Origin of the sequence: Bacillus sp. SD075 (genome assembly GCF_017355165.1) — a bacterium.
Lineage (GTDB): Bacteria > Bacillota > Bacilli > Bacillales > DSM-1321 > Peribacillus.
The window spans coordinates 41,085-66,121 of the sequence record NZ_JADILK010000024.1 but is presented as its reverse complement, the minus strand read 5'-3'; the positions used below and the strand labels follow the sequence as shown (position 1 = coordinate 66,121).

Annotated in this window: 21 protein-coding genes and 1 pseudogene; 15 read left to right on the top strand and 7 right to left on the bottom strand. The window is 42.4% G+C overall.

The window, feature by feature from the left end:
• Positions 1 to 41: 41 nt before the first annotated feature.
• Both IOC57_RS16135 and IOC57_RS16130 read right to left on the bottom strand, forming a co-directional pair.
• Complete coding sequence (locus IOC57_RS16135) at positions 42 to 1,715, bottom strand: ribonuclease J (protein WP_207439684.1); 1,674 nt, start codon at positions 1,713 to 1,715, stop codon at positions 42 to 44.
• 141 nt (positions 1,716 to 1,856) lie between these two features.
• Positions 1,857 to 2,753: a TetR/AcrR family transcriptional regulator gene (locus tag IOC57_RS16130; RefSeq protein ID WP_207439683.1), complete on the bottom strand. Its 897-nt coding sequence runs from the start codon at positions 2,751 to 2,753 to the stop codon at positions 1,857 to 1,859.
• 257 nt (positions 2,754 to 3,010) lie between these two features.
• Here IOC57_RS16130 and IOC57_RS16125 point away from each other — a divergent pair, with 257 nt between their 5' ends.
• Entirely contained in the window at positions 3,011 to 4,459 is a 1,449-nt protein-coding gene (locus IOC57_RS16125; RefSeq protein WP_207439688.1) for a DHA2 family efflux MFS transporter permease subunit, read from the top strand.
• A 380-nt stretch (positions 4,460 to 4,839) separates the two neighbouring features.
• Here IOC57_RS16125 and IOC57_RS16120 read toward each other — a convergent pair whose 3' ends face one another.
• Positions 4,840 to 6,843 (bottom strand): YhgE/Pip domain-containing protein, encoded by a 2,004-nt coding sequence (locus tag IOC57_RS16120; protein WP_207439682.1) that lies wholly within the window; start codon positions 6,841 to 6,843, stop codon positions 4,840 to 4,842.
• Between the two features lie 121 nt (positions 6,844 to 6,964).
• Here IOC57_RS16120 and IOC57_RS16115 point away from each other — a divergent pair, with 121 nt between their 5' ends.
• The 3 genes from IOC57_RS16115 (at position 6,965) to IOC57_RS25960 (ending at position 8,679) form a co-directional block, all read left to right on the top strand.
• Complete coding sequence (locus IOC57_RS16115; RefSeq protein ID WP_207439681.1) at positions 6,965 to 7,867, top strand: LysR family transcriptional regulator; 903 nt, start codon at positions 6,965 to 6,967, stop codon at positions 7,865 to 7,867.
• Positions 7,868 to 8,071: 204 nt separating this feature from the next.
• Positions 8,072 to 8,269, top strand: coding sequence for an alpha/beta fold hydrolase (locus IOC57_RS25965; RefSeq protein ID WP_286184919.1), 198 nt, complete (start codon positions 8,072 to 8,074; stop codon positions 8,267 to 8,269).
• A gap of 125 nt (positions 8,270 to 8,394) precedes the next feature.
• Positions 8,395 to 8,679: a hypothetical protein gene (locus IOC57_RS25960; RefSeq protein ID WP_286184918.1), complete on the top strand. Its 285-nt coding sequence runs from the start codon at positions 8,395 to 8,397 to the stop codon at positions 8,677 to 8,679.
• A 103-nt stretch (positions 8,680 to 8,782) separates the two neighbouring features.
• Here the strand turns inward: IOC57_RS25960 and IOC57_RS16105 are convergent, their stop codons facing one another.
• The gene (locus IOC57_RS16105; protein WP_207439680.1) at positions 8,783 to 9,406 is read right to left on the bottom strand and encodes a TetR/AcrR family transcriptional regulator; all 624 of its coding nucleotides are present in this window, start codon (positions 9,404 to 9,406) and stop codon (positions 8,783 to 8,785) included.
• 191 nt (positions 9,407 to 9,597) lie between these two features.
• On the opposite strand from IOC57_RS16105, the gene IOC57_RS16100 reads away from it, so the two are divergent.
• Positions 9,598 to 10,356 (top strand): SDR family oxidoreductase, encoded by a 759-nt coding sequence (locus tag IOC57_RS16100; protein WP_207439679.1) that lies wholly within the window; start codon positions 9,598 to 9,600, stop codon positions 10,354 to 10,356.
• Between the two features lie 744 nt (positions 10,357 to 11,100).
• On the opposite strand, the gene IOC57_RS16095 is transcribed toward IOC57_RS16100, so the two are convergent.
• The 3 genes and pseudogenes from IOC57_RS16095 to IOC57_RS16085 form a co-directional block, all read right to left on the bottom strand.
• The gene (locus IOC57_RS16095; protein WP_207439678.1) at positions 11,101 to 11,802 is read right to left on the bottom strand and encodes a FadR/GntR family transcriptional regulator; all 702 of its coding nucleotides are present in this window, start codon (positions 11,800 to 11,802) and stop codon (positions 11,101 to 11,103) included.
• A gap of 159 nt (positions 11,803 to 11,961) precedes the next feature.
• The gene (gene gudD, locus IOC57_RS16090) at positions 11,962 to 13,317 is read right to left on the bottom strand and encodes a glucarate dehydratase (RefSeq protein ID WP_207439677.1); all 1,356 of its coding nucleotides are present in this window, start codon (positions 13,315 to 13,317) and stop codon (positions 11,962 to 11,964) included.
• A gap of 31 nt (positions 13,318 to 13,348) precedes the next feature.
• A pseudogene (locus tag IOC57_RS16085) lies at positions 13,349 to 14,620 on the bottom strand (MFS transporter).
• 392 nt (positions 14,621 to 15,012) lie between these two features.
• On the opposite strand from IOC57_RS16085, the gene kdgD reads away from it, so the two are divergent.
• The 10 genes from kdgD (at position 15,013) to IOC57_RS16035 (ending at position 24,753) form a co-directional block, all read left to right on the top strand.
• The gene (gene kdgD, locus IOC57_RS16080; RefSeq protein WP_207439676.1) at positions 15,013 to 15,945 is read left to right on the top strand and encodes a 5-dehydro-4-deoxyglucarate dehydratase; all 933 of its coding nucleotides are present in this window, start codon (positions 15,013 to 15,015) and stop codon (positions 15,943 to 15,945) included.
• 17 nt (positions 15,946 to 15,962) lie between these two features.
• A complete protein-coding gene (gene gucD, locus IOC57_RS16075) occupies positions 15,963 to 17,426 on the top strand; it encodes an alpha-ketoglutaric semialdehyde dehydrogenase GucD (RefSeq protein ID WP_207439675.1) in 1,464 nt (487 codons plus the stop codon).
• A 94-nt stretch (positions 17,427 to 17,520) separates the two neighbouring features.
• Entirely contained in the window at positions 17,521 to 18,870 is a 1,350-nt protein-coding gene (locus IOC57_RS16070; protein WP_207439674.1) for a glucarate dehydratase family protein, read from the top strand.
• 222 nt (positions 18,871 to 19,092) lie between these two features.
• The gene (locus IOC57_RS16065) at positions 19,093 to 20,412 is read left to right on the top strand and encodes an MFS transporter (protein WP_207439673.1); all 1,320 of its coding nucleotides are present in this window, start codon (positions 19,093 to 19,095) and stop codon (positions 20,410 to 20,412) included.
• 155 nt (positions 20,413 to 20,567) lie between these two features.
• On the top strand, positions 20,568 to 22,103 hold the full coding sequence (gene garD, locus IOC57_RS16060; RefSeq protein WP_309487717.1) for a galactarate dehydratase: 1,536 nt from the start codon (positions 20,568 to 20,570) through the stop codon (positions 22,101 to 22,103).
• A gap of 187 nt (positions 22,104 to 22,290) precedes the next feature.
• Entirely contained in the window at positions 22,291 to 22,743 is a 453-nt protein-coding gene (locus tag IOC57_RS16055) for a GNAT family N-acetyltransferase (RefSeq protein WP_207439671.1), read from the top strand.
• Between the two features lie 119 nt (positions 22,744 to 22,862).
• Complete coding sequence (locus tag IOC57_RS16050; protein WP_207439670.1) at positions 22,863 to 23,159, top strand: hypothetical protein; 297 nt, start codon at positions 22,863 to 22,865, stop codon at positions 23,157 to 23,159.
• Between the two features lie 79 nt (positions 23,160 to 23,238).
• A complete protein-coding gene (locus IOC57_RS16045; protein ID WP_207439669.1) occupies positions 23,239 to 23,466 on the top strand; it encodes a hypothetical protein in 228 nt (75 codons plus the stop codon).
• A gap of 37 nt (positions 23,467 to 23,503) precedes the next feature.
• On the top strand, positions 23,504 to 23,953 hold the full coding sequence (locus IOC57_RS16040) for an ASCH domain-containing protein (RefSeq protein WP_207439668.1): 450 nt from the start codon (positions 23,504 to 23,506) through the stop codon (positions 23,951 to 23,953).
• 101 nt (positions 23,954 to 24,054) lie between these two features.
• Complete coding sequence (locus IOC57_RS16035; RefSeq protein WP_207439667.1) at positions 24,055 to 24,753, top strand: polysaccharide deacetylase family protein; 699 nt, start codon at positions 24,055 to 24,057, stop codon at positions 24,751 to 24,753.
• Positions 24,754 to 25,037 lie beyond the last annotated feature (284 nt).

Here is a 25,037-nt window from a genome sequence, read left to right as displayed (position 1 = left end):
GAGGAACTCGACTTACAAAGTCGAGTTCCTTTCGATTGGCGCTAAATTTCAATGATTATCGGAAGGATCATTGGCTTTTTCTTCGTTTGATTAAAGAGATATTGCCCGAGTTCCTTCTTTATGGTCTGTTTAATGATGTTCCACCGGTATATTTTTTCACTTTGTAAGTCGTTGACTGTTTTCGTGACAAGACGATTAACATGCCTAAGGAGGTCCTCTGAATTTTGAACATATACAAATCCACGTGAAATGGTATCGGGTCCTGATACTATTTTTCTTTCCGTCTTGCTTATCGTTATGACGATTACGAGCATCCCATCTTCGGAAAGCTGCTTCCGGTCCCGCAGTACGATTTCTCCAACATCACCAACGCCCACCCCGTCAACAAAGGTATTGCCGGCAGCTACCTTTCTCGTTTGACGGGCAACGGAGTTTTCAATATCCACCACATCGCCATTATTGATGATGAAAGTATGGTCCTTCTCCACCCCGACAGACTCAGCTAGTAATCGATGCTGGTGCAACATCCGATACTCACCGTGAATGGGTATGAAATATTTAGGTTTCATCAGGGTAAGCATGAGCTTTAACTCTTCCTGATAGGCATGTCCGGAAACATGCATGCCTGTCACAGTCCCGGAACCGTAAATGACTTTGGCACCGAGCTGAAACAGATTGTCGATGATACGTGAAACATCCCTTTCATTTCCTGGTATTGGGGTGGAGGCGAGAATCACTGTATCATCAGCCAATATGCTCATATCCCGATAATTCGAACTGGAAAGGCGAGAAAGGGCAGCAAACGGTTCTCCTTGACTTCCTGTACATAAAACCGCAACCCTTTCAGGAGCATAATTATCCACTTCTTGTGGTTGGATAAGCATCCCATCAGGAACCTCGAGGTAACCGCGTTCAATGGCAACGGTTACGACGTTCACCATGCTTCGTCCAATCAGGGCGAGTTTCCGGTTTGTCTTCTGTGCAGCGTTCACAACTTGTTGAACGCGATTGACATTTGAAGCGAAGGTCGAAAGAATGACTTTCTGTTTTGCCTGCATGAAGGCCTCTTCAATATGGCTGCCAACCAGATGCTCTGAGGGACTTGAGCCGGGACGTTCTGCGTTCGTGCTTTCAGATAATAAAACCAAGACACCTTCACTCCCGATTTTGGCCATTTTATGAATATCGGGAAATTGATCATTCATGGGGGTCAAGTCAAACTTAAAGTCCCCTGTATGAACGACCGCGCCTTCTGGTGTATGCATGGTGACCCCAAGGCAATCGGGTATACTATGGTTCGTTTTGAAAAAGTCCAGAATGATCTCCCCAAATTCCAACCTTGAATCCGAATCGATCTGTATTAACTCCGTATCACCCAAAAGGTTATGTTCTTTTAACTTCAATTCAATCAAACCAAGTGTTAAACGTGTAGCATAAATGGGCACATTCAATTTTTTTAAGAAATAAGGGATCCCGCCAATATGATCTTCGTGCCCATGAGTCACAATCAAAGCGCGGATCTTCTCCTTATTCTCCTGAAGAAAGGAAATATCAGGAATGATCAAATCGACTCCTAATAAACTTTCATCAGGAAACTTTGCACCACAGTCAATAATGACGATATCGTTAGAATATTGAATGACATACATGTTTTTTCCGATTTCATTCACTCCACCCAGAGCCAGTATGGACAAAGCATTCTCTTTCACACTCAAGTAGATAGACCTCCTTTATTTATGATAAGGATAGTGTTTCCTTAGGTCCCTTTTATAACACCAACACTTATTATAAAATCAGGGCATTTCAAAAAGACACACGCACCTACCGTTTTCGGTAGGTGCGTGTGTCTTCAATCCTCATTGGTTCAAGCAAGAATTGATGCTTTCTTCAAAAGGCTCAATGAATGCCTGGACCTGAGAAGCATAACTAGTCTTCAAAGTGAGCAGCAAACTTTCTATCAAGAATTTTCTCGGTTTGTCGGACTGCATCAGCTCATCTTGGATAAAGTCGACCAATTCAATGGCTCTTGTTCGATTTTCATCGCAAGGAAAAGCTTTGTTTATCGCTTTTTTCAATTCCATGGTGGAATGAAGCAAATCATTATGGCAAGGATCAAGATGGTTTTTAAAGTTTGGAAACCACGTATCCATTAGTTCCGGGTCAATGATCTGTTCCCCGCTTTCAGCCACTTCATTGACTAAATGGACAATGCGGTTCATGCAATAGCGGATAATTTGTATGTCCTGTGTACCTGCGAGATTGGCACGATAACTAAAATGATTCATGTGGGTCATCATCGAATGAAAGATAATGACGCTATCTAATAGATAGGGTTTTTTGCTTTCCCCGAATAGATCGAGAAAACGGTTATACATCCAACGGATGCTCAACAATAACGTCTGATTGATGAATTGTTTTAATTCCTCATCGTTGGAAACACGGACTTCTTCGATCAGGATGAGCAATTTGCTTTGCTTGTTCACCATCATCTGCAGCTCGAGCTGACGGATGAAAATTTCAATATCGGCGGAATCTTGACCAATCAATAGTTTTTCCCGTTCATGGCGAATCTTTGTATAGAAGGAACGGAAAATGGCTATAAATAATTCACCCTTCGAAGGGAAATAATTATAAAATGTACCTTTTGAAATACCGCTGCCATCTAGAATGTCCTGGATTGACGTGGCTTGGTAGCCCTTGTCAATGAACAGCTTATGAGCCGTATCGATGACATTCTGCCTTCGATTATTCATCATATCACCTGATTTTCATTATACTGCTTGTATAAATATAATCGTACTCTATTTTTCATCACAGCACAAACCCTTATTTAAACCAGTAAATTTTTATTGCAAAAAATGAACTAGGGGTATATTATTGATTTTGTGAGATCGGAATATACCGATCGTCTAATTAAATGAACCAATAGTTTGAATGGAGGAATAGATAAAAAGTGAGTACTGCACAAATAAATGAGAAAAAGGGTTCGTATGGCATTTTGGCCATACTGATGGTCGGGGCGTTTATATCGATACTGAATTCAACCCTTTTAAATATTGCACTGCCATCAATCAAAACAGACCTGGGAATCGAGACATCCACAGTTCAATGGCTGACAACGGGTTATATGCTCGTGAACGGAATCATGATTCCGACAACCGCCTTCTTAATAAGAAAATATTCGGTTCGTAATTTGTTCCTGACAGCCATGCTCCTTTTCACAATCGGGACGATCGTTGCAGGTGTAGCGCATGCATTCCCTCTATTATTGAGCGCCCGTATGGTTCAGGCTGCAGGTTCCGCCATTATGATGCCGTTATTGATGAATGTGCTTTTAACTGCATTCCCTGTTGAAAAAAGGGGTTCGGCAATGGGATTATTCGGTTTAGTCATGATGTTTGCCCCTGCCATCGGGCCGACGCTTTCAGGGTGGATCATCGAACATTATGATTGGAGAATGCTATTCCATTTCATTACTCCGCTCGCTTTACTAGTGCTTATTTTTGGCTTCTTTAAACTTAAAGACAAAAAGGAAAAAGTCGATATTCAAATCGATAAATTATCTGTCATCCTGTCTAGCTTGGGATTTGGCGGCCTGCTTTATGGATTCAGCTCGGCAGGCAGCAAAGGTTGGGATAGCCCTTGGGTATATGGAACACTGATTGTTGGTGCCATTTCCCTGATCCTTTTCATTACACGCCAACTTAAAATGGAAACACCGATGCTTGAATTCAAGATTTTCAAACATCCGATGTTCGCTTTATCTGCAACGATTTCAATCGTGCTGAATATGGCGATGTTCTCAGCGATGATCTTAATGCCGCTGTATATACAAACAGTCCGTGGCATTTCACCATTCGATTCAGGATTGCTGATGCTGCCAGGTGCCCTATTAATGGCCATCATGTCACCGATCACCGGAAAGCTCTTCGATAAATTCGGTGCCCGCGTACTGGCTTCGATCGGTTTATTTATCACCGTGGTCACAACGTATTTCTTCAGTAAATTAACCATGGATACTTCTTATGCACATATTGTGATCCTGTTTTCCGTACGTGCATTCGGACTATCGATGGCGATGATGCCTATCATGACAAATGGATTGAACTCACTGCCAGCACGTATGAACCCGCATGGTACAGCCATGAATAATACGCTGAACCAAATCTCAGGTGCGATCGGTACAGCCTTGCTTGTTACGGTCATGTCAAACCATGCAGCATCCTCAGGTGAGGATTTAATGACCAAAGCAATGAGTAAACTAACAAGCCAGCCCACTGCTGAGATGATGGAACAAATGCAGGCCCAAATTGGAATGCAGGCGATGCTTGATGGAATAAACTTCTCCTTCCTTGTATCCACCTTCATTGCGGCTGTCGCACTGATTCTGACATTATTCATTAAGCGCGCATGGCCAGCTGAGGAAAAACCAGCTGTAAAAAAAGATCAAACCGCTTAAAAGACACTAAGAAAAAGCCCTATGTACCTGAATAGTTCAGGCAGCATAGGGCTTTTTCTTTTAACTTCAGCCGTTTTGTTTGGTCTACCAAAGATTTATGGCCCGGAACGGAATTTAATTCAGGTAACAGCGGAATAATTCGACCCACGATCCATCAGTAAGTTTTACCCGATGATTTTTACTTGTCTACATTTTTTATGGCTTGTGCAATTTGGACGTTGATTGGAACGGAAGGCTCCTCGGCTCTTTCGCATTCGACTGCGGGGTCTTCCTTAGTCGAGCTTTTCCCGCAGGAGTCTCGAACACCCGCTCCAATCAACTTTGTTTTAACTTTTGTCTATAAACTGAGCGCAGTGCCATTTGCACTGCGCTTTTTTACATCAAGATGTCACTTCCTCGGAAGTTATTTTTGAATGCTGTATATGACTGGCTATCCAGCCAATGATCGCAGCAGAAACGAGATAGGCAAGTAAGATCCAAATCTGCGTCTGCAAGTTTTCCCAGCCGCCTAATGAAATGACCTCTTGGAGTTCCTTTAGGGAGTGGGCCATTGGTAAAAATTGACCGATTTTCGTCAACAATGACATGCCCAGTTCGCCTGGGAACGTTCCGCCGCAGGTAGCCAATTGGAAAACGAGAAGGGTCACGGCTGCGAATTTGCCCATCACTCCGAACACGGTCACCAACATAAGGATGAACGTCATGAAGGTAAATGAAACGATGATGCTTGATAGTATGAATACAGGGACACTGGCTACATGTAAATGGAATCCAAGAAGGACGACTGCATCCACTAGAAGTGCCTGAATCAAGCCGATTACATATACCAGTATTAATTTATTCGTGAAATGAACGGTTCCGGTAACCTTAAGATTCTGCCTGCGGCCAAGCGGCAAGATATTGGAAGCCATGATGCCGCCTACATAAAAGGCCAATGACAGAAAATAAGGAGCAATCCCGGTTCCGTAATTAGGTACTTCAGATAAATTGGATTGGACCAGTTGTACGGGTTCAGAGAACATCGAAGTTGTCGAATCGTCGTACTGAAGACTGGCCGTTTTATCGGCAGCTTTATTAAGCTTGGTGGATAACTTGCTTGAACCGGTTTCCAGTGAAGCCAGTCCGTCCTGAAGTTCAGTCGATCCACTGGCTAGCTGGCTGCTTCCGTCGGCTAGCGAATCGATTCCTGCATGTAAAGTGGTGAGTCCATTTTTCCATTTAAATAATCCATTCGCTAATTCTTCAGTACCCTCGTTTAATTGCTTAGCACCCGAGGTAGTTTGTGCCATTTTATCATCAAAGGCATTCATCCCGGTTTGAACGGTTTCTTGTCCATCAGCCACTCTGGAAGCAGCTTCGCCCAATTGCTTTTGACCGGCATGTAAAGTGGTGGCTGCTTTGGATAAACCTTCTGATAGGGCAACGATTTGCTTGAAGTCTTGGTCCTTTATTGCCTCAGGATGACTTTCCATATAGGCATCCAATTGTTCCTTAAGAGTATTCGCTGTATCGGCAGCCTGTTCTTGCCCTTGCATCAATTTTGAATTTCCAGCTGACCAGTTCTCAACACCCTTACTTACTTCATTCATCCCAGTTTCCAATGAAACTTGTCCTTCCGATAGCTGCTTCATACCGGAATACAAGTTCTGGGAACCTGCTGTTAATCCTTTCACACCATCCGTTAAGGCTTCTTGTCCATCCAAGAGCTTGTTGCTTCCTGTTTGCAGCTTATGGGCGCCATCATTCAAATCCTGAATGCCCTCATTCAATTTCTCGCTGCCGCTTTTAGCATCCACCGTTCCTTGATGAAGTTCTCCCGCTCCATCCCCGGCATCTGCCAAGCCTTTAGAAACGTCCTGGAATTTCGAAAGGATGCCTTCAGAATAGACTTTCGTAATGCTTGCGTTGATTCTTGCAGTCATCTTTTCAACAGCAGTAGAGCTGATTTGTGAGGCAACGAAGTTCTTACCTGGATTGACAGTATACAAAAGTTTAGCTCTTTCCGGTTTTTTATCCAGTAAAGTCGTGACATTTTCCGAAAAATCAACCGGAATCGTGACAACCATATAATAGGTCCCATCTTCAAGACCCGTATTAGCCTCCTTTGCCGTGACAAAATGAAAGTCCAATTCTTTCTGCATCTTCAATTGTTTGACGAAATCATCACCAGCTTCGACTGGCTTATCGTCCATTTCCGAACCATTATCGAGATTGACAACTGCTACTGGAAGCTGATCCAACTTTCCATAAGGGTTCCAATAGCCCGCCAAGAAGAAACCTGAATAAATCAATGGAACGACCAAAAGGAAAATCAAGGCGATTCTCCCGTGTTTATGTTTCCACATTGCTTTTATATCTTGAAATACAAGTTGTAAACCTTTCATTATTTGAGCCTGCCCTTTCTGACTAAGAGATTATTTCATCATAATGTCTTTTTTAGATACTGTATAATACATAATTGATTATGTAATAATAGATTTAAATCTATGTGAAAAGAGTGGGAAAATGGAAATATTACAGCTGCAGTACTTTCAAACCGTAGCACGGCTGGAACATATGACGAAGGCTGCGGAACAACTTCAGATTGCTCAGCCATCCCTCAGTAAAACCATATCCCGGCTTGAAGAGGATTTGGGAGTCTCACTGTTTGATCGGGAACACCGGAAAATCAAGCTCAATGCAGCTGGCCGGATTTTCTTGAACCGGGTCGAACGCGCTTTCGCAGAACTGAATGAAGGAAGGCGCGAAATCGTGGAATTAACAGATCAAGACCAAAAGAACATCACCTTGGCCGTTACCATTCCCAGGGTCTTGCCTGATTTATTGGGTACATTTTTATCTCAATATCCGGACGTCCGTTTTCAACAATTCCTAAAATCTATATCATCCATGAAACAGCTTCTAATTGAAGGAGAAATCGATTATTGCATTTCTTCCGTTCCGATTGAAGGACCAGACTTAAAGTGGGAACCGCTGATCACCGAAGAAATATACTTGATCGTTCCTCCCAATCACCGGCTGGCTGGCAGGGAAAGCATTCAACTCCAAGAAGTGAAAGATGAACCATTCATAAGTATGAATACAGGCTTTGGGTTCCGCAGCTTAACCGACCAATTTTGCCTCGAAGCGGGATTCGTCCAGCATATCGCATTCGAAGGGGATGAGCCAGCTGTCATCTCGGACCTTGTCAGGAAAGGTTTGGGGGTCGCCTTTGTATCCGAATTGACATGGCTCCATCAAACCGGGTCATTATCCCATAAAATCCGGATAACCGAACCTGTTTGTCAAAGAACAATAGGGCTCGGCTGGTCAGAAAAACGCTACTTCACCCCAGTAGCCAAGCGATTTCGGTTATTTGTCATGGAATACTTCGCTGCCGCCAACTCCGCTAGGCTAAAGGATGAATAAATGTGGTAAAGGTCGAATAAATAGGAAGCGGACCGGATTAAATTGCCGTTAGGGCGAATAAATGTGTGAAGGGATAAAAAGTATAATTCAATTATAGAGAACATAGTATTCTAGGAGGTTTTTTATTAAATAGATCGGGTTCAAAATGATGAATCCGACCCTAGGAGATGAATGGATCTGGAAATACGGGTTAATCAAATGGAGTTGAATGGACTCACGTTTCAATATCGGGAGACCGGGGATGTTTCTGCACCACCGCTTGTTGTTCTTCACGCGCTGGGGAAAAGTGCAGAATCATGGGATCAAGTGGCTGCCGCATTAGGAGAAAATTATCGTGTGCTGGCTTTAGACCAACGGGGCCACGGTGGGAGTGCGAGAACTAATGCATACAGTTTTGAATGAATGTGCAATGATTTGCTTCATTTTGCGGATGCGCTTAATTTGGGAAGGTTTTCACAAATAGGGCATTCCATGGGGGGACAGTTGCCTATCTTTTCTCGCAAACTTTTCTTTCGAGGATAGATAGGTTGATTGTCGAAGACACGCCTCCTCCTTTTTCGGATAAACCAATGGAGGTTCCTACCAGACCTTCTGGCCCTTTGCCGTTTGATTGGCAGGTTGTGCCTTCGATTCTCCAGCAGCTTAATGAACCCAATCCCGAATGGTGGGCGCGTCTTACCGATATAATGATGCCGACGCTTGTTATAGGGGGCGGTTCCCCATATTCCCCAAAACAAATTGCAGGAGGTTTCCGAGCTTATTCCGAATTGCGAATTGGTCACGATAGGGGATGCCGGACACTTTGTGCATGAAGATAATTTACCAGCTTTCTTGACTGCGGTAAAAAGGTTTCTTATTTGCTGAGCTTCCAAAGAAACATAGAAGTGGAGGAGGGGTGCTAAAACAGCCCTCTTATTACTTTTGGTCATCTTTGAATGTTCGTTTTATTTTATAGACGGCATTTACCGATTTATTATTGATGATTTCCAGTAACTGTTCAGCCATATAGTCCGCGCTGTATTTAAAGCCTGTGTTGACCCATTCGATGATCATGCCTAAAATCGCATATGCTTGGTAACTGGAGGCAAGTTCTGTATTGATCTTAGGGTTCGGATGGTAATCTTCTAGGTCCTCCAATGGAAGTTTCTTTAATTCATTACAAATCCTTTCTAGTAATGTAGGCCATGCATTAGACTTTAGGATGAGGGGATAAATGTTTGCATAGTTAGCCACATGTTCAAATATTTTGATTACTGAAGCCGTTAGTTCTTTGATGGTGAAAGTTTCAACGTTTTTATAAGGTTCCCGGTAAGATATGATCAAATCGGAAATCACATCCTCCATGACCTCTTCGAGCAGTTCCTCTTTGTACTGATAGTGTTTATAAAATGTCCCCCGATTAAGGTCGGCGAGTTCTACAATGTCAGTAATCGATATCTCCCTGAAATCCTTATTTTGCATTAATGATAGGAGGGCTTCTTTCAAAGCCATTTTTGATTTCCTGATCCTTCTATCAATCCCATTGTTATTATTGGACATTTCCTTCATCCTTTGTTGGTTATTGTACTTTTAATAAACATAATCAATCCTTCGTGTTCATTGTTCAACATCGAGGTCATCATTTGCTGATTGTATAAGCCTACTGAAACTAATTATACTATAAAGGAAGTTAGTTAATGAACATCTGTACAATAAGTAACACTTCACTAGAATGAATGGGGGGAGTTTAAATGAAATTACAAGACAAGGTTGCAGTAGTGACAGGTGCAGCATCAGGCATGGGGAAACAAATTGCTATAGAGTATGCTAGGGAAGGGGCTAAAGTCGTTGTATCGGATTTAAATCTTGATGGTGCGAACGCGACGGTAGAAGAAATAAAAGCGAATGGCGGAATGGCCTTTGCCATTAAAACGAACGTTGCGTTGGAGGAAGATATTCAACATTTGATCGATACCACGGTCAGTACGTATGGTACGGTGGATATTTTGGTGAATAACGCGGGTATCATGGATGGCATGGAACCCGCTGGAGACGTTGAGGATTCTAGATGGGATCGGATTTTTGCCATTAACACGACAAGCGTCATGCGTTCGACTAGAAAGGTGTTACCAATCTTTTTAGAAAAACAAAAAGGAGTCATCATCAATATCGCTTCTGCTGGCGGTTTATATGGTGCTCGAGCAGGCGCCGCTTACACTGCCTCAAAACACGCAGTGGTTGGTTTCACAAAAAACACGGGCTTCATGTATGCCAATAAAGGGATTCGCTGCAATGCAATAGCACCAGGCGGAGTTGAAACCAATATTGGTTCCAGCATGACGAATATCAATGAGTTCGGCATCTCTCGGCAACAATTGGGTATGGCTATCAATCCACGCAACGGCAAACCTGAAGAAATCGCTAAAGTGGCATTGTTCCTTGCTTCAGACGATTCCAGTTTTATTAATGGTACTGTCATCACCGCAGATGCAGGTTGGAGTGCATATTAAGCCGTAGATTAAACAGATGATGGCCAAAAACTTGGTGACTTATACATGTGGCTGGGACATAAGTATTTTAGTCAACGATAAACCCGATCTATTAGCAGAATTTCCGGCGAATAGATCGGGTCTTTCTTTGTTCATTTCCATAGATTTTGTTGCTTTTTGCATCCTATTTTTAAAAATCTAGTGTAATGGAGCGGAAGACAATCGACTACTAAGGGAAATAGAGGAACGGCTGAGACCCCCGCTGGCTTGCCGAGGAGGTTCCGCTTCCTCCCAGCGGAAAGCGAGTGTCTGTAGCGCAATGGAACGAACTTGTTCTTACAGCTTGAATGGATGAATAAAAACAACATATACGAAAACAGCATGATATTTAATAGGTAGAATAACGTAGAATGATTCGTCTTTGAAGATGGTTTATTTAGTTATGTCCCAGCCTCATTTTTTTGAGTGGATCCTTGGCAGGTTCATGGTTGGGGATTTTGGCAAGCCAGACAATTTGCAAGAGGATGGTGTCGGCTTCTTTCGGGAGTCATTTTCATTTCAAAGGACTGGATAAGTGGGGGCTGGATAGTTCAACTACTATCCAGTTTTTCTCGAAAAGAATTATGCTATCAATTGGATTTAAAAGATGAGTTGAACTCTGAAATCTTGGAAGCAAAATTGGTTCCCTGAAAAAATCCACTTTCCCTATGAAATTGAATCATTTAGTGATCCATTAGTTTGCTGCGATATTTTTCAAACGTTATATTAATTCGCGTGAGAATATTGAAGGACTTTCTGACGGACGTAATCAAGGTGCTTGTACATTTGGCTAAATGCTTCATGTGGATCATGTGCTGCGAGTGCCGCATAGATGGCTTTATGATACTTTACGGTCAGTTCCCGTTCTCTGAATTGAATCAGGCTATTTATTTTATTATGGGTAATCAATAAGGAATCGATCATGCCTTCAATAATCGGATTGTTCGCACTTAAAGCGATGATCTTGTGGAATTCTTTATCGGCCTCTCCATAATCGTTGTCTTCACTATTGGCAATCGTATCAATCGTAACTTGCAGTTTCCCCAGTTGTTCGTCTGTGATCTTCTCGGCAGCCATCGTTACTAACCCCAACTCCAATGCCATTCGCGCTTCGATGATCGCTGGTAAATTATCAGTGGCCAGCGCCAGCATGACAGAGAATGGATGGGTACCGATTTTATCGTTAAAAAAGGTTCCTTCACGCGTTTTTCGTGTAATGACCCCTAGTGTATCAAGTGCACTGAGCGCCTCCCTTAAAACAGGCCGGCTTACTTCAAGTTCTTTCATAAGTTCCATTTCAGGAGGCAGTTTGTCGCCCGCTTTCATTTGTCCGCTGACGAGCAGATGGACAATTTGATCCACGACTTGTTGTGAAAGAGTGTTGCGATGTACCGATTGTACGCCTAATTTCTTTGACGAGTCTTCCATTGTGTAACCCCTTTTCTGTGAAATCCAATATGTATTCCTACTGTAAGACTAATTATATAATATAATACACTTATTTGCATGTGAGGGTGAGAAGGTCAATGTCTAAAAAAAGTAAAATGCGCCGCTCTAAAGAGAGAGGCGCACGCATTGTTGAAAAAATCATCGGACAAGACAAGGTGATTTTGGATTGAACTTCCATCCGGAAATCAGGTATTGCATAGCCATTGAATCATCACGGGCACCAAGTCCTTTTCGTTTATAAAGCTGATGTGCCTTCTCGATTCGTTCCATATCCAATTCAATTCCAAGTCCGGGTTTGGAAGGGACATCAACCATTCCGCCGACAATTTTAAAAGGTTCTTTTGTCAAACGCTGCCCATCCTGCCAAATCCAGTGGGTATCGATCGCAGTGATTTTTCCTGGTGCGGCTGCTGCAACGTGTGTAAACATGGCAAGTGAAATGTCAAAGTGATTATTGGAGTGCGATCCCCATGTCAATCCCCAGTCGTTACACATTTGAGCAACACGGACGGAGCCTTGCATCGTCCAAAAATGCGGATCGGCAAGAGGGATGTCCACGGATTGAAGTTGAATGGAGTGCCCCATTTGCCTCCAGTCCGTTGCAATCATATTCGTAGCGGTGGGAAGGCCCGTTGCGCGCCTGAATTCCGTCATGATTTCCCGGGCGGAAAAACCATTTTCCGCTCCGCATGGATCTTCCGCATACGCCAAAACATGATGTTGATCCCGGCAAAGTTCAATCGCATCCTCAAGTAGCCAGCCACCATTTGGATCAAGGGTGATCCTGGCTTCAGGGAAGCGTTCCGCAAGTGCCGTCACCGCTTCGATTTCTTCTTCCCCGCGCAAAACCCCGCCTTTCAATTTAAAATCATTGAATCCATAGCGAGAGTGGGCAGCTTCTGCCAAGCGGACAATCGATTCGGGTGTGAGCGCTTCCTCATGACGGAGGCGAATCCAGTCATCTTCCGCTTCAGGTTCGCTAATATAACCAAGATCTGTTTTATTGCGGTCACCTACATAAAATAAGTAGCCGAGCATTTCCACCTTATCTCGCTGTTGTCCTTCGCCGAGTAGGGCTGCGACTGGAACACCTAAATATTGGCCGACTAAATCTAGAAGTGCCGCTTCCAATGCTGTTACGGCATGTATGGCAATACGTAGATCGAACGTTTGAAGGCCGCGCCCCCCTGCATCCCGGTCCGCAAACTGCTTACGGATGGTATTTAGAATGTTGTTGTAAGTTCCAATCGACTGGCCGACAACCAATTGTTTGGCATCTTCGAGTGTCTGGCGGATTTTTTCGCCTCCAGGAACTTCACCAACACCAGTATTACCCGCATTGTCTTTTAGAATGACGATGTTCCGGGTGAAATAAGGAGCATGGGCACCGCTCAAATTCAGAAGCATGCCGTCATGGCCCGCAACTGGAATAACACTCATTTCTGAAATTACCGGTGTGCCGATTTTTACATCCTTAAGCAATTGATTGTTCATGATTTTTCCCCCTACTATCATATTTAGTTGACTATGATAACTCTACCCGTTTAATTTCACCAACAAGGAATAAATAGCTGCAAACCGCGACAAGAGCATTAGCACATACGAAGACTAGCGCCCCAATGAATGACCCCGTCGTGGCAATGATATATCCGCTGATAATCGGTGTTGTAATGCCGGCAATGTTACCTCACCAAAAGAAAAGTCCGCCACTGATACCGGACATTTCTTTTGGTGAGGTATCGGCCACTACCGCCCAGCCGAGTGCCCCAAATCCTTTACCGAAAAACGCAAGGGCCATAACGAATATAACAATCCATTCCGTATCTACATAGTTTGCGGCTACCAAGCTCATCGAGAGAAGCATCCCAACAACAATCGGCACTTTTCGGGCAATGGTCAATGAGGATCCCTTCCGTAACAGGAAGTCCGAGAATGTCCCTCCGAGAATGCCGCCAAAAAATCCACAAATGGCTGGAAGGGAAGCGACTAATCCGACTTCAAGAATGGTCATGCCTCTTTCTTGTACAAGGTACACAGGAAACCATGTCAGGAAAAAGTACGTTAACGTCGTAATGCAATACTGTCCAGGATAAACACCCAGCAGCATACGGTTTGATAATAGCTGCTTAATATGATTCCAGTTGACGCCTTTCTTTTCCTTCTTATTTGTGGTGGTTTGATCCATATTAACCAAAGCGCCGCCTGCTTCGATATATTCAAGCTCCGCCTTGTTGATACGCGGATGTTCTTTTGGTCCATAAATTGTTTTCATCCAGATGAAAGCAACGATGATTCCCAAAGCGCCCATAAAGAAGAAGACGTATTCCCAACCCCATTTATACGTAATGTAACCCATGATTGGTGCAAAGAGAACAGTTGCAAAATACTGGGCGGAATTGAAAGTGGCAGCCGCTGTTCCGCGTTCATGGCTTGGGAACCAGGTAGCGACTATGCGACTGTTAGCCGGGAAGGAAGGGGCTTCTGCCAATCCAACTAAAAAACGCAGTCCGAACAATACCATGACAGCTGTTCCGGCAGAACCGAGGAATCCGATCAATCCTTGTAAAAGCGTAAAGGAAGACCATAGCAGGAGACTCCAAAAGTAAACTCTTTTTGAGCCAAAACGATCTAAAAGCCATCCACCTGGAATTTGTCCAGCTATGTAAGACCAAGCGAAAGCGGAGAAAACATACCCCATCATGACTGAATCGAGACCAAGCTGACCAGACTTATCCGTACCTGCGATTGATAGCGTCGCACGATCCGCATAATTCAGAGCGGTAACCAAAAATAGCATGAAGACAATGAATCATCGTGTGCGTGTTTTTTTCTGGGCATTTGGCAGTTTAGGAGATGCTTGAAAGACTTTTTCTTCAGCTTTCATATACTCACTTCCTTAAACGTATTTAAGTTGATACCGCTTACAATGGTGGTGTCTTTCCCCTTTGTGAAAATTCTTAATATTTAGTTTTATCCAATGGTAAGACAAATGTAATTGTTTGTCAATGGCATTTTTATAAATCGTTTTTCATTTTAGCCTCTTAATTATCGTGTTTTTTTGTATATATTAGAAGTGGAATTGCTGAGGGAATATGTGATGCTCATTTTTCAGAAAATAAAAAAAATACAATTGACCATTTAGTATGTTTGTCTTACAATAAAACAATAATATGCAAGGGGGAATGGAAAATGAATAAAATACGCAAGGCACCTAAAGGGATTCTCGGATTTCCCGTAGCACCATTCACAACGAGTAATAAGCTTGATGAACAAGCACTCGCCCAAAATATCCAATTTTTAATAGATGAGGGACTAGAGGCCATTTTCGTGGCATGTGCAGCAGCAGAATATCCATCGTTAAGTAAAGAGGAATATGAAGCGATGGTAGAAATAGCCGTATCCGTCACGGCTGGAAAAATCCCTGTATACACAGGGGTAGGAGGCAATATTCAAACTTCACTGGAACTTGCCAGGATATCCGCGGATAGAGGGGCAGATGGTTATTTAATATTACCTCCATATCTCGTTACTGGAGAACAGGCAGGTCTGGCGGCTTATTTCAAAGCTATCGCAGAGAGTACAGATTTAAATTCCATAGTATATCAGCGTGATAATGTTTCCCTTTCAATTTCAACTTTGGAAGCGCTTGCGGATGTACCTCAGGTGGTCGGCGTCAAAGACGGTCTAGGCAATATGGAGTTGAATGGCCTCCTTACACAAACCTTCGGTAAGCGTTTCGGCTGGCTGAACGGAATGCCGCTTGCGGAAGTTACCATGTCGGCCTATGTTCCACTTGGTTTTGACTCTTACTCATCCGCGATATCTAATTACATTCCGCACATCTCACGAAAATTCTATAATGGCATTTTGAGCGGAGATCAAGAAACGGTCAAAGAAATTTACCAACAGGTCATTATGCCGATCAACAACATTCGCCGTCAGCGAAAAGGTTATGCCGTTTCTCTCATTAAAGCAGGTATGGAGATTATGGGAATGCCGGTTGGGCAAACAGTCAGATTACCAATTCTTCCGGTGGAAAAAGAACATTATGCAGAAATGCAAACGATATTAGAGCGTGCCTTAGATCGTTTTCCAAAAGAATCATCAATTCAATCAATCTAATAAGGGTGGGATTATATATGATAACAACAGTTCAAACAAAAACGTATCTTAACTATATTAACGGTGAATGGGTTGCTTCTATTTCGAATGAAGTTGAAAAAAGTTTAAACCCGGCAGATAAACAGGCAATTGTCGGATATGTACAGAAATCTACCAGGGAAGACTTGAACCTGGCTGTGGAAGCTGCGAAAAAGGCAAAAGAAAAATGGCGTAAACTTGCTGGTTCAGAGCGTGGGGAGTATCTATATAAAGTAGCGCAAATTCTTGAAAAGAGGATGGATGAAATCGCAGAATGTGCAACACGGGAAATGGGAAAGACATTTGCTGAAACAAAAGGGGAAACGGCACGCGGTATTGCGATCCTGAAATACTATGCAGGAGAAGGAATGCGTAAAGTGGGGGATGTCATTCCATCCACCGACAGTTCAGCGCTTATGTTTACTACGCGCGTCCCGCTTGGTGTAGTGGGCGTCGTAACACCTTGGAATTTCCCAATCGCCATCCCAATCTGGAAGATGGCTCCTGCTCTCGTATATGGGAATACGATTGTGGTCAAGCCAGCCACCGAGACGGCCATCACCTGTGCGAAGATCATGGAGTGTTTTGAAGAAGCCGGTTTACCTGCGGGTGTTGTCAATATGGTCACAGGGCCGGGCAGTGTCATAGGGCAGGGAATCGCCGATCACGAAGATGTAAACGGCATTACCTTTACTGGCTCAAACGGCGTTGGCAAAAGGATTGGACAAGCGGCATTGTCACGTGGAGCGAAATACCAGCTTGAAATGGGGGGTAAAAACCCGGTAATCGTTGCAGCGGATGCGGATCTTGATCTGGCTGTAGAAGCAGTCATTACAGGTGCGTTTCGCTCGACGGGGCAAAAATGTACCGCGACAAGCCGTGTCATTGTTGCTGCTGAGGTTTTTGAAGAGTTCAAGGGGTTGCTGGTGAAAGAAACGAAAGGCATTTCCATCGGGGATGGATTGGACAGCGGGACATGGATGGGACCATGTGCTAGCGAAAATCAATTAAATACGGTTCTTTCCTATATCGAAAAAGGAGTGGAGGAAGGCGCTACACTTCTAATTGGGGGAAAGCGTGCTGAAGAAGGCCCCCAGGCAAATGGCTTTTATGTAGAGCCAACGATCTTTGATATTTGCTCGTCAGATATGACAATTGTACAGGAAGAAATTTTTGGTCCGGTGATCGCTTTATTGAAAGCTGATTCAGTTGAAGAAGCCCTGCAACTTGCGAACAGCGTGGAATACGGCCTTAGTGCTTCGATTTTCACAGCCAATATCCAACATTTGCTTTCATTTGTTAACGATATGGAAGCGGGATTGATAAGGGTTAACGCTGAGAGCGCAGGCGTTGAATTGCAGGCGCCATTTGGCGGCATGAAAAACTCCAGCTCCCACTCAAGGGAACAAGGAGAAGCAGCAAAAGAGTTTTTTACATCCATTAAAACGGTGTTTGTCAAATGATAAAATAATTCAAGGTGAATGCGATCATAGATAACGCCCGAATTAATGATTAAAGAACTTATGAAGTAAATAAATCCAGGAAGGAAGTTAAATAATGAAATCGCAGGGATCGCCAATTATTACAGATATGAAGGTTATTCCAGTAGCAGGCTATGATAGTGCGCTACTCACACTAAGTGGCTGTCACGCTCCCTATTTTACTCGTAATATTGTTCTTTTAGAAGATGAAACGGGGAATACAGGTATTGGTGAGATTCATGGCGGCGATGATATTACTAAAATGATAGAAAGTTATCGTCCATTTGTAGTAGGACAAGAGATTGCCGATTATAGAGGTTGTATTACTGCAATACGTAAAGGTGGTTTGAGTATAGAAGGTGACCCTGGTGAAGGGTTACAAGGATTAAATTTAGCCAATTTAAAATTTGTGGTGCAAGCAGAAGCTGCTGTTGAATGCGCCATGATGGACTTGCTTGGTAAATTTGTTAATAAACCAATTGCAGCATTACTTGGCGATGGAGGTATTCAACGTACAGAAGTACCTTACTTAGGCTATTTATTCTATATTGCTGATAGGGAAAAACTCGGCCTTAATTATTTACGTGAAAAACAATGTAAGGATGATTGGGATCGTGTTAGACGGATTGAAACGTTAACAGCTGAAGGAATTGTTGCTCAAGCAAAAGCAGCTGAAGATCGATATGGATTTAAGAGTTTCAAATTAAAAGGTGGGGTGTTTCGTGGAGAAGAAGAAATGGAAGCGATTCAAGCTTTACATGAAGCATTCCCTGATTCAAGAATAAATCTTGATCCAAATGGTGCATGGTCATTGGAAGAAGCCATTAAGATTTGCAAAGGTAAAGGAGATATACTTGCCTATATTGAAGATCCATGTGGTCCAGAAGCGGGATTCTCTAGCCGTGAAATAATGGCTGAATTCAAGATTGCGACTGGACTGCCTGTTGCTACAAATATGATTGCTACAAATTGGCGTCAATTCCATCATGCAGCAGCACTTAGAGCGGTCGATATAGTGTTAGCTGACCCTCATTTCTGGACATTGAATGGTAGTATCCGTATGGCACATGTATTAAACGATTGGGGCTTAACTTGGGGGTCGCATTCCAATAACCACTTTGATATTACATTAGCAGCATTTACACAAGTGGCAGCTGCTGCGCCAGGAAATATTTCACCAATTGATACACACTATATTTGGCAAGATGGGCAAGAATTATGTGATGATTCATTACAAATTATCGATGGAGTAATTAAACTGCCTGATAAACCAGGTTTAGGTGTAGAAATAAATATGGATAAAGTGATGAAAGCAAATGAATTATATAGAAGTCTGCCTTATCATGACCGTGATGATTCCACTTCTATGCAATATCTAATTAAAGAGTGGAAATATAACTCTAAAAAACCATGTATGGTGAGATAGACTTTTCGAATTAAATGATTGGGTAATTACCATGAGTAAAAGAATTAATCTATCAATCTAATAAAGATGAAAATATTAATATTCTACTCATGGTAGTTGCTAAAACAACATCAATTGTAAGCCCTTACTTTATTAAGAACACAATTCGATGAGAAAAAATAAAAGGGATAATACTGAAACCGTATTTTTCTAAAAAATTAAGAAAAAAAAGGAGAAAGCTTAATGAACAGTAGCGTTGCTCAACGCATCCGCAATGAGAATGACTATCCTAAAAAAACCAATGTGCGTTTTACCATACTTGCCATGTTATTTATCGTGACCGTTATTAATTATATTGATCGTTCTGCGTTGGGTATAGCTGCTCCAGTAATGAAAGAAGACCTTGCCTTCGATGCAGTGAAATTAGGTGTTGCTTTTTCAGCATTTAACTGGGCGTATACTGCATTTAACATTCCAGGAGGTTGGTTACTAGATAGATTTGGAGCACGTAAAGTTTATGGTGTTGCTTTATTATTATGGTCCACATTTACCTTTTTTCAAGGATTTATTAGCACCTTGCTTGGATTATTCATTTTAAGGTTCTTGGTTGGCATTACTGAAGCTCCATCTTTTCCGGGAAATAGCAGATTGACGACGATGTGGTTTCCACAACATGAACGTGGACGAGCAGTATCGATTTATAACTCTGCACAATATTTTGGATTAGCACTTTTCACACCAGTCATGGCATGGATTTTACAAGAGTTTGGCTGGCACGATGTTTTCTTTGTTGCAGGGGGAGCAGGTATCTTTGTAGCAATTTTATGGTTTGCATTTGTCCGTGAACCATACAACCATCCACGTGTAAATCAAGCAGAAATCGATTATATTAATTCAGGTGGAGGGTTGGCAAATAAAGAAGAAAAAAGAAAAATGAACTGGTCTGATATCCGGCTTTTGTTGACAAACAGACAAATGGTCGGGATTTATATTGGTCAGTATGCGTTGAATACAATTGTTTGGTTTTTCTTAACTTGGTTCCCAACATATCTCGTAACGGAGAAGGGGTTATCTCTGATTCAAACAGGATTTGCAGCATCGGTACCATATATAGGAGCGTTTTTTGGTGGTATCGTTGGCGGGATCATTTCTGACACATTATTAAAAAAAGGAAAATCGCTTGCTGTTGCACGTAAAACACCGATCATCACTGGGTTTCTTCTATCAAGCACAATTGTATTAGCTAACTTTACTTCAAATATTTTTCTTCTTATCCTAATCATGTCCATTGCCTTTTTCGCAAAAGGTTTGGCAGGTCTTACATGGTCTCTTGTCGGTGATATGGCACCAAAAGAACTTATTGGTTTAACTGGCGGCATTTTTAATACGATTGGGAATGTCGCAGGTATTGTGACACCACTTGTGATTGGATTTATTTTAGCGAAAACAAATTCATTTAGTGGTGCCCTAATCTTTGTTGCCAGTGTATTGTTCGTTGGAGCTCTATCTTACATTTTCATAGTAAATAAACCGGAAAGAATCATATTGATAGATAAAAATTAACAAAAGAAAATAAAGTGAACGTTTTTGAAAAATAAAAAAATACGTATGTTTGAAAAAAGTTTCCTGAAGGCATGAGGGATAATAACTGAGGCCATTTTAAAATATATCTATATCAGCCAATATGCTAGCTTTATAATATGGAAAGGGTTGGTAAAGTGGATGCGAAAACGCAGCTGAAGGAAGTACCGCTTTATATTAAGGTGAATGGGGTGGACAATGTCGCCATCGTGGTTAATACGGGGGGCTTGGATCAAGGAACCGTTTTCCCTTGTGGGCTTGAATTGAAGGAAAGAGTACCACAAGGTCACAAAGTGGCTTTAATGGATATAGTCGAGAATGAAGCCATCATACGCTATGGGGAAGTTATCGGTCATGCGGCTGAATCCATCGGTAAGGGCAGTTGGGTTGACGAGTCATTGGTGATGTTGCCGGCATCTCCAGATTTAAAGGAATTACCGATAGCAAATGATATTCCTAAAACTATGCCCCCACTTGAAGGATATACATTTCAAGGGTTCCGCAATGATGATGGCAGTGTTGGAACCAAGAATATATTAGGCATTACAACAAGCGTTCAATGTGTAGTAGGCGTTCTGGATTTTATCGTGAACCGGATAAAAAAAGAGCTTCTCCCGAAGTTTCCCAATGTTGATGATGTTGTCTCCATAAATCACAACTATGGGTGCGGAGTCGCAATCCATGCGCCCGAAGCAATGATTCCCATTCGCACGATACAGAACCTTGCGAAACATCCAAATTTCGGCGGGGAAGCCTTGGTAGTTGGATTGGGGTGTGAAAAACTGTATCCAATGAGAATAAATCCGAGCGGGGACGATTCAGATATCATTTCACTTCAGGATCAGCAGGGATTTGCGGGAATGGTCCAATCGATTATGGAAATGGCTGAGGAACGTTTAATCAAGTTGAACCGCAGGCAGCGGGAGACATTTCCGGTTTCTGAATTAGTCATAGGTACGCAGTGCGGAGGAAGTGATGCTTTTTCTGGTGTGACAGCTAACCCTGCAGTAGGATATGCTACGGACCTGTTAGTTAGAGCAGGGGCAACCGTTCTATTTTCTGAAGTCACAGAAGTACGGGATGCGATTCATCTATTGACGCCTCGAGCGGTGAAGGAAGAAGTAGGGAGAGCCTTAATAAAGGAAATGGATTGGTATGATAACTACCTTGCTTTAGGTGATGCTGATCGAAGTGCCAATCCGTCGCCTGGAAACAAAAAAGGCGGATTGGCCAATGTAGTGGAAAAATCATTAGGCTCCATTGCAAAATCCGGAAGCAGCCCCATTTCAGGTGTACTGTCTCCAGGGGAAAAAGCTACGGAAAAAGGGCTGAATTTTGCAGCTACACCAGCTAGTGACTTTGTTTGCGGAACGTTACAGCTCGCTTCCGGTATGCACCTTCAAGTTTTTACAACTGGAAGAGGCACACCTTATAATCTCGCAATGGCTTCCGTCATCAAAGTATCTACACGAAATACATTGGCAGAGCAATGGAAAGATCTGATTGATATAAATGCTGGAACTATCGCAACTGGAGAAGCAACCATAGAGGATGTTGGGTGGGGAATATTTCACCTTATTCTGGAAGTGGCCAGTGGTAAAAAGAAAACTTGGGCAGAGCATTGGGGTCTGCATAATGATTTGGCACTGTTCAATCCTGCGCCAATTACCTAATAATGATGTACTGGACGGACTTCCTTTTTATAGGGGTCTTTTTTTTGATGGTCCAATTTTTACATCTGTCATTATTTTTCCTTCAGAAAAGAGGACCGCCGGACTATTAGCAGAAGTTATTAATAAACGGTTGGTTTTCATCATGACGAAAAAAGGGTGATAGTAAGTAAATATCAGGAGGGATAGCATGGTCCTATTCAGGAATGCGACAGCAAAAGACTTAAATGAAATAGTACATATGCTTGCGGATGATGTATTGGGGAGGGAAAGGGAGCAATATGAGAATCCCCTTCCCGAAAGCTATCTAAAAGCATTTGAATCCATTGATGCAGATGGAAATAATGAATTGATCGTAGCATGTCTTGGTGAGGAAATCGTTGGGGTGCAGCAAATCACGTTCACTCCTTATATTACCCATCAAGGCGGTTGGAGAGCTACGATCGAAGGGGTTCGGACGGTATCTTCAGAACGAGGGAAAGGTATTGGCAGCAAGTTGATTCAATATGCGATTGACCGTGCAAGGAAGAGGGGCTGCCATATCATTCAGCTGACCACCGATAAAAAGCGGGAAGAAACGCTGCGCTTTTATGAACGTTTAGGATTCAAAGCCACTCATGAAGGCATGAAAATGAAGCTTTAATTCACGGTTTTTTGTCCCTTTTTTGTGCACAATAATTCGAATGGCATTATATGTTAAAATTATTTGTGAGATATTAATAGATGATAGAGGATTTAAAAACTGATGAAAGGGTGAGCTCGATGGAAAACGAAGCATGCATTCAGAAGAGGTACGGTGCAATTAGTTTTACTTCATTCATCATTGGAATCATTTGCTTTTTTACCGTTTTTATTACACCTATTAGAATGGGAAATATCGGGAACATGACAGGTGATTATATCACATTTTTCCTTACGATTGCCGGCATCGTCCTATCTGTCATAGGAATTTTGAAGAAAACGGAGAAAAAGGTGATTTCTATCATTTCTTTGGTTTTTTCCTCGTCATTCTTTATATTTTGGGTCATCGTCATCACTCTATTGTTAACTGGGGAATAGAATTGCCTCGTAGACCAATAAGATAAAGGGATTGGTTTGCAGTTGGATCACAAGGTTGGGGCATGGGGAAACGGTAAAAGTGGAGGTTGAGTATCATCCCTCCCTATGGCATACCGCTTTTCAAGTATCACTGGAAGATCTAAAGAGCTCAGTCGCATGCCTTGAAGATAGAGGCTATGCGCCAAGAGGCGGATTGCACCCAATTGAACCCTTCGTGATGCCTCACGGGGAATATGCCCACGCTAAAATTCACTTCAGTGATCGAGATGGAAATCGTTTGGATAAACTGGAGAATGCAAAATTTTAAGAATGATCATGTCAGAACAGAATGGGAGAATCATAGAATGAATGTAAAAGCGGAATTATATTGGAATGAATTTTGGCAGGGGAAAGACGAAGAAAAACCCCAGGCAGTCAGTGCATGGCAATTCGGGGCCGATCCCGATCATTTGGCCCAATTGGTGATCGTAGGGAAAAAAACGGCTACGTGCTCTGGGTATGTTTTTTATGAAGAAGAAAATGAACCATTACCATCCGTGGGTGATTACAGCATTATTTTAAGCAGTGAGGATGAGCCCTTAGCCATCATACAAACAGTGAAAGTCGAAGTATTGCCCATGAATGAAGTGAGTGAAGAGTTTGCGATTGCAGAAGGGGAAGGCGATCGAACCCATGCATACTGGTGGGATGCTCATGAAAAATGGCTGAAAGAAGAACTGGACAAAATCGGCCACACATTTAAAGAAGATATGCTGCTTGTGTGTGAGCGTTTTGAATTGATACATGTAAAGTGAATGTAGACGGTTCGTTCGGAAGGGAACAATAAGTGTTTTCGTTCAGTGATTTGCTATAATAGGTCATTGGATTTAAAAACTTATAGAAAGATAGGTATTGCATGAAAAAGAAACTGATATTCATTGGAGTGGGAATCCTTGTTGTTTTCCTGCTATTGCTTGGTACGTATAAATTAATGAATTCGAGAACATATCAGGTATTCGGTGGATTGACGGCTAAAGTCGGGACGAATGAAAAAGTGGTCGCTTTGACTTTTGATGATGGCCCATCGAAGAATGTAAATGAAATCCTTCTGTTATTGGAAAAATACGGTGTAAAAGCTACATTCTTCCTGATTGGGAACGAAATCGAAAAGTACCCAGAGGAAGCTGGAAAAATAGCGGAAGCAGGGCATCAGGTTGGCAATCACACGTATTCCCACAGACGGATGGTTTTTAAATCGCCCTCTTATATCAAGGCGGAGATCGAGAAAACGGATAAATTAATTCAGAACTCCGGATATAAGGGTGAAATTGATGTCCGGCCGCCAAACGGGAAAAAAATCATAGGTTTGCCTTATTATTTAAATAAAAATGATAGGGAGACCATTACCTGGAATCTTGAACCGGATAGCTATTACACTGCTGCTTCTGACAAAGTGAAGTATGTGAAGGGAAATATAGAACCAGGTTCGATCATCCTAATGCATCCGATGTATGATGATACGGGTAAAGAACTTCAAGCGATTGAAGGGATCTTACAAGAGTTAACGAACGAAGGGTATAGGTTTGTAACGGTCAATGAGCTTCAGGCATTGTAGTTTCATTTATACCGTCCAAACGATTTCGAATAATCGGGTTGCTGCGGCAACCCTTTTTTATTTGATATACAGAATAGTACAAAACATGGGCTGCATATTGTTTCTTAACGGAATGTTGTTGCTAGAGCATGCATTCGTATGATCTTTTCCTTAGTGTAAATAATGCTATTAAAATGGGGCTGGTTACTTGTACCGGAATAAAAATACCGCTCTGATCATGATTTTGTGTTTCCTGTTATTCCTATTTCTTATCGTGCTCCTTTTTCGCCACATCAAGGTATACT

What these genes read in the sequence shown, in the direction of transcription:
- IOC57_RS16130 (WP_207439683.1), bottom strand. Translation starts at nt 2,753, where the DNA reads ATGAATAATCGAAGGCAGAATGTCATCGATACGGCTCATAAGCTGTTC.
- IOC57_RS16125 (WP_207439688.1), top strand. Translation starts at nt 3,011, where the DNA reads ATGGTCGGGGCGTTTATATCGATACTGAATTCAACCCTTTTAAATATT.
- IOC57_RS16120 (WP_207439682.1), bottom strand. Translation starts at nt 6,843, where the DNA reads ATGAAAGGTTTACAACTTGTATTTCAAGATATAAAAGCAATGTGGAAA.
- IOC57_RS16115 (WP_207439681.1), top strand. Translation starts at nt 6,965, where the DNA reads ATGGAAATATTACAGCTGCAGTACTTTCAAACCGTAGCACGGCTGGAA.
- IOC57_RS16105 (WP_207439680.1), bottom strand. Translation starts at nt 9,406, where the DNA reads ATGTCCAATAATAACAATGGGATTGATAGAAGGATCAGGAAATCAAAA.
- IOC57_RS16100 (WP_207439679.1), top strand. Translation starts at nt 9,598, where the DNA reads ATGAAATTACAAGACAAGGTTGCAGTAGTGACAGGTGCAGCATCAGGC.
- IOC57_RS16095 (WP_207439678.1), bottom strand. Translation starts at nt 11,802, where the DNA reads ATGGAAGACTCGTCAAAGAAATTAGGCGTACAATCGGTACATCGCAAC.
- gudD (WP_207439677.1), bottom strand. Translation starts at nt 13,317, where the DNA reads ATGAACAATCAATTGCTTAAGGATGTAAAAATCGGCACACCGGTAATT.
- kdgD (WP_207439676.1), top strand. Translation starts at nt 15,013, where the DNA reads ATGAATAAAATACGCAAGGCACCTAAAGGGATTCTCGGATTTCCCGTA.
- gucD (WP_207439675.1), top strand. Translation starts at nt 15,963, where the DNA reads ATGATAACAACAGTTCAAACAAAAACGTATCTTAACTATATTAACGGT.
- IOC57_RS16070 (WP_207439674.1), top strand. Translation starts at nt 17,521, where the DNA reads ATGAAATCGCAGGGATCGCCAATTATTACAGATATGAAGGTTATTCCA.
- IOC57_RS16065 (WP_207439673.1), top strand. Translation starts at nt 19,093, where the DNA reads ATGAACAGTAGCGTTGCTCAACGCATCCGCAATGAGAATGACTATCCT.
- IOC57_RS16055 (WP_207439671.1), top strand. Translation starts at nt 22,291, where the DNA reads ATGGTCCTATTCAGGAATGCGACAGCAAAAGACTTAAATGAAATAGTA.
- IOC57_RS16050 (WP_207439670.1), top strand. Translation starts at nt 22,863, where the DNA reads ATGGAAAACGAAGCATGCATTCAGAAGAGGTACGGTGCAATTAGTTTT.
- IOC57_RS16040 (WP_207439668.1), top strand. Translation starts at nt 23,504, where the DNA reads ATGAATGTAAAAGCGGAATTATATTGGAATGAATTTTGGCAGGGGAAA.
- IOC57_RS16035 (WP_207439667.1), top strand. Translation starts at nt 24,055, where the DNA reads ATGAAAAAGAAACTGATATTCATTGGAGTGGGAATCCTTGTTGTTTTC.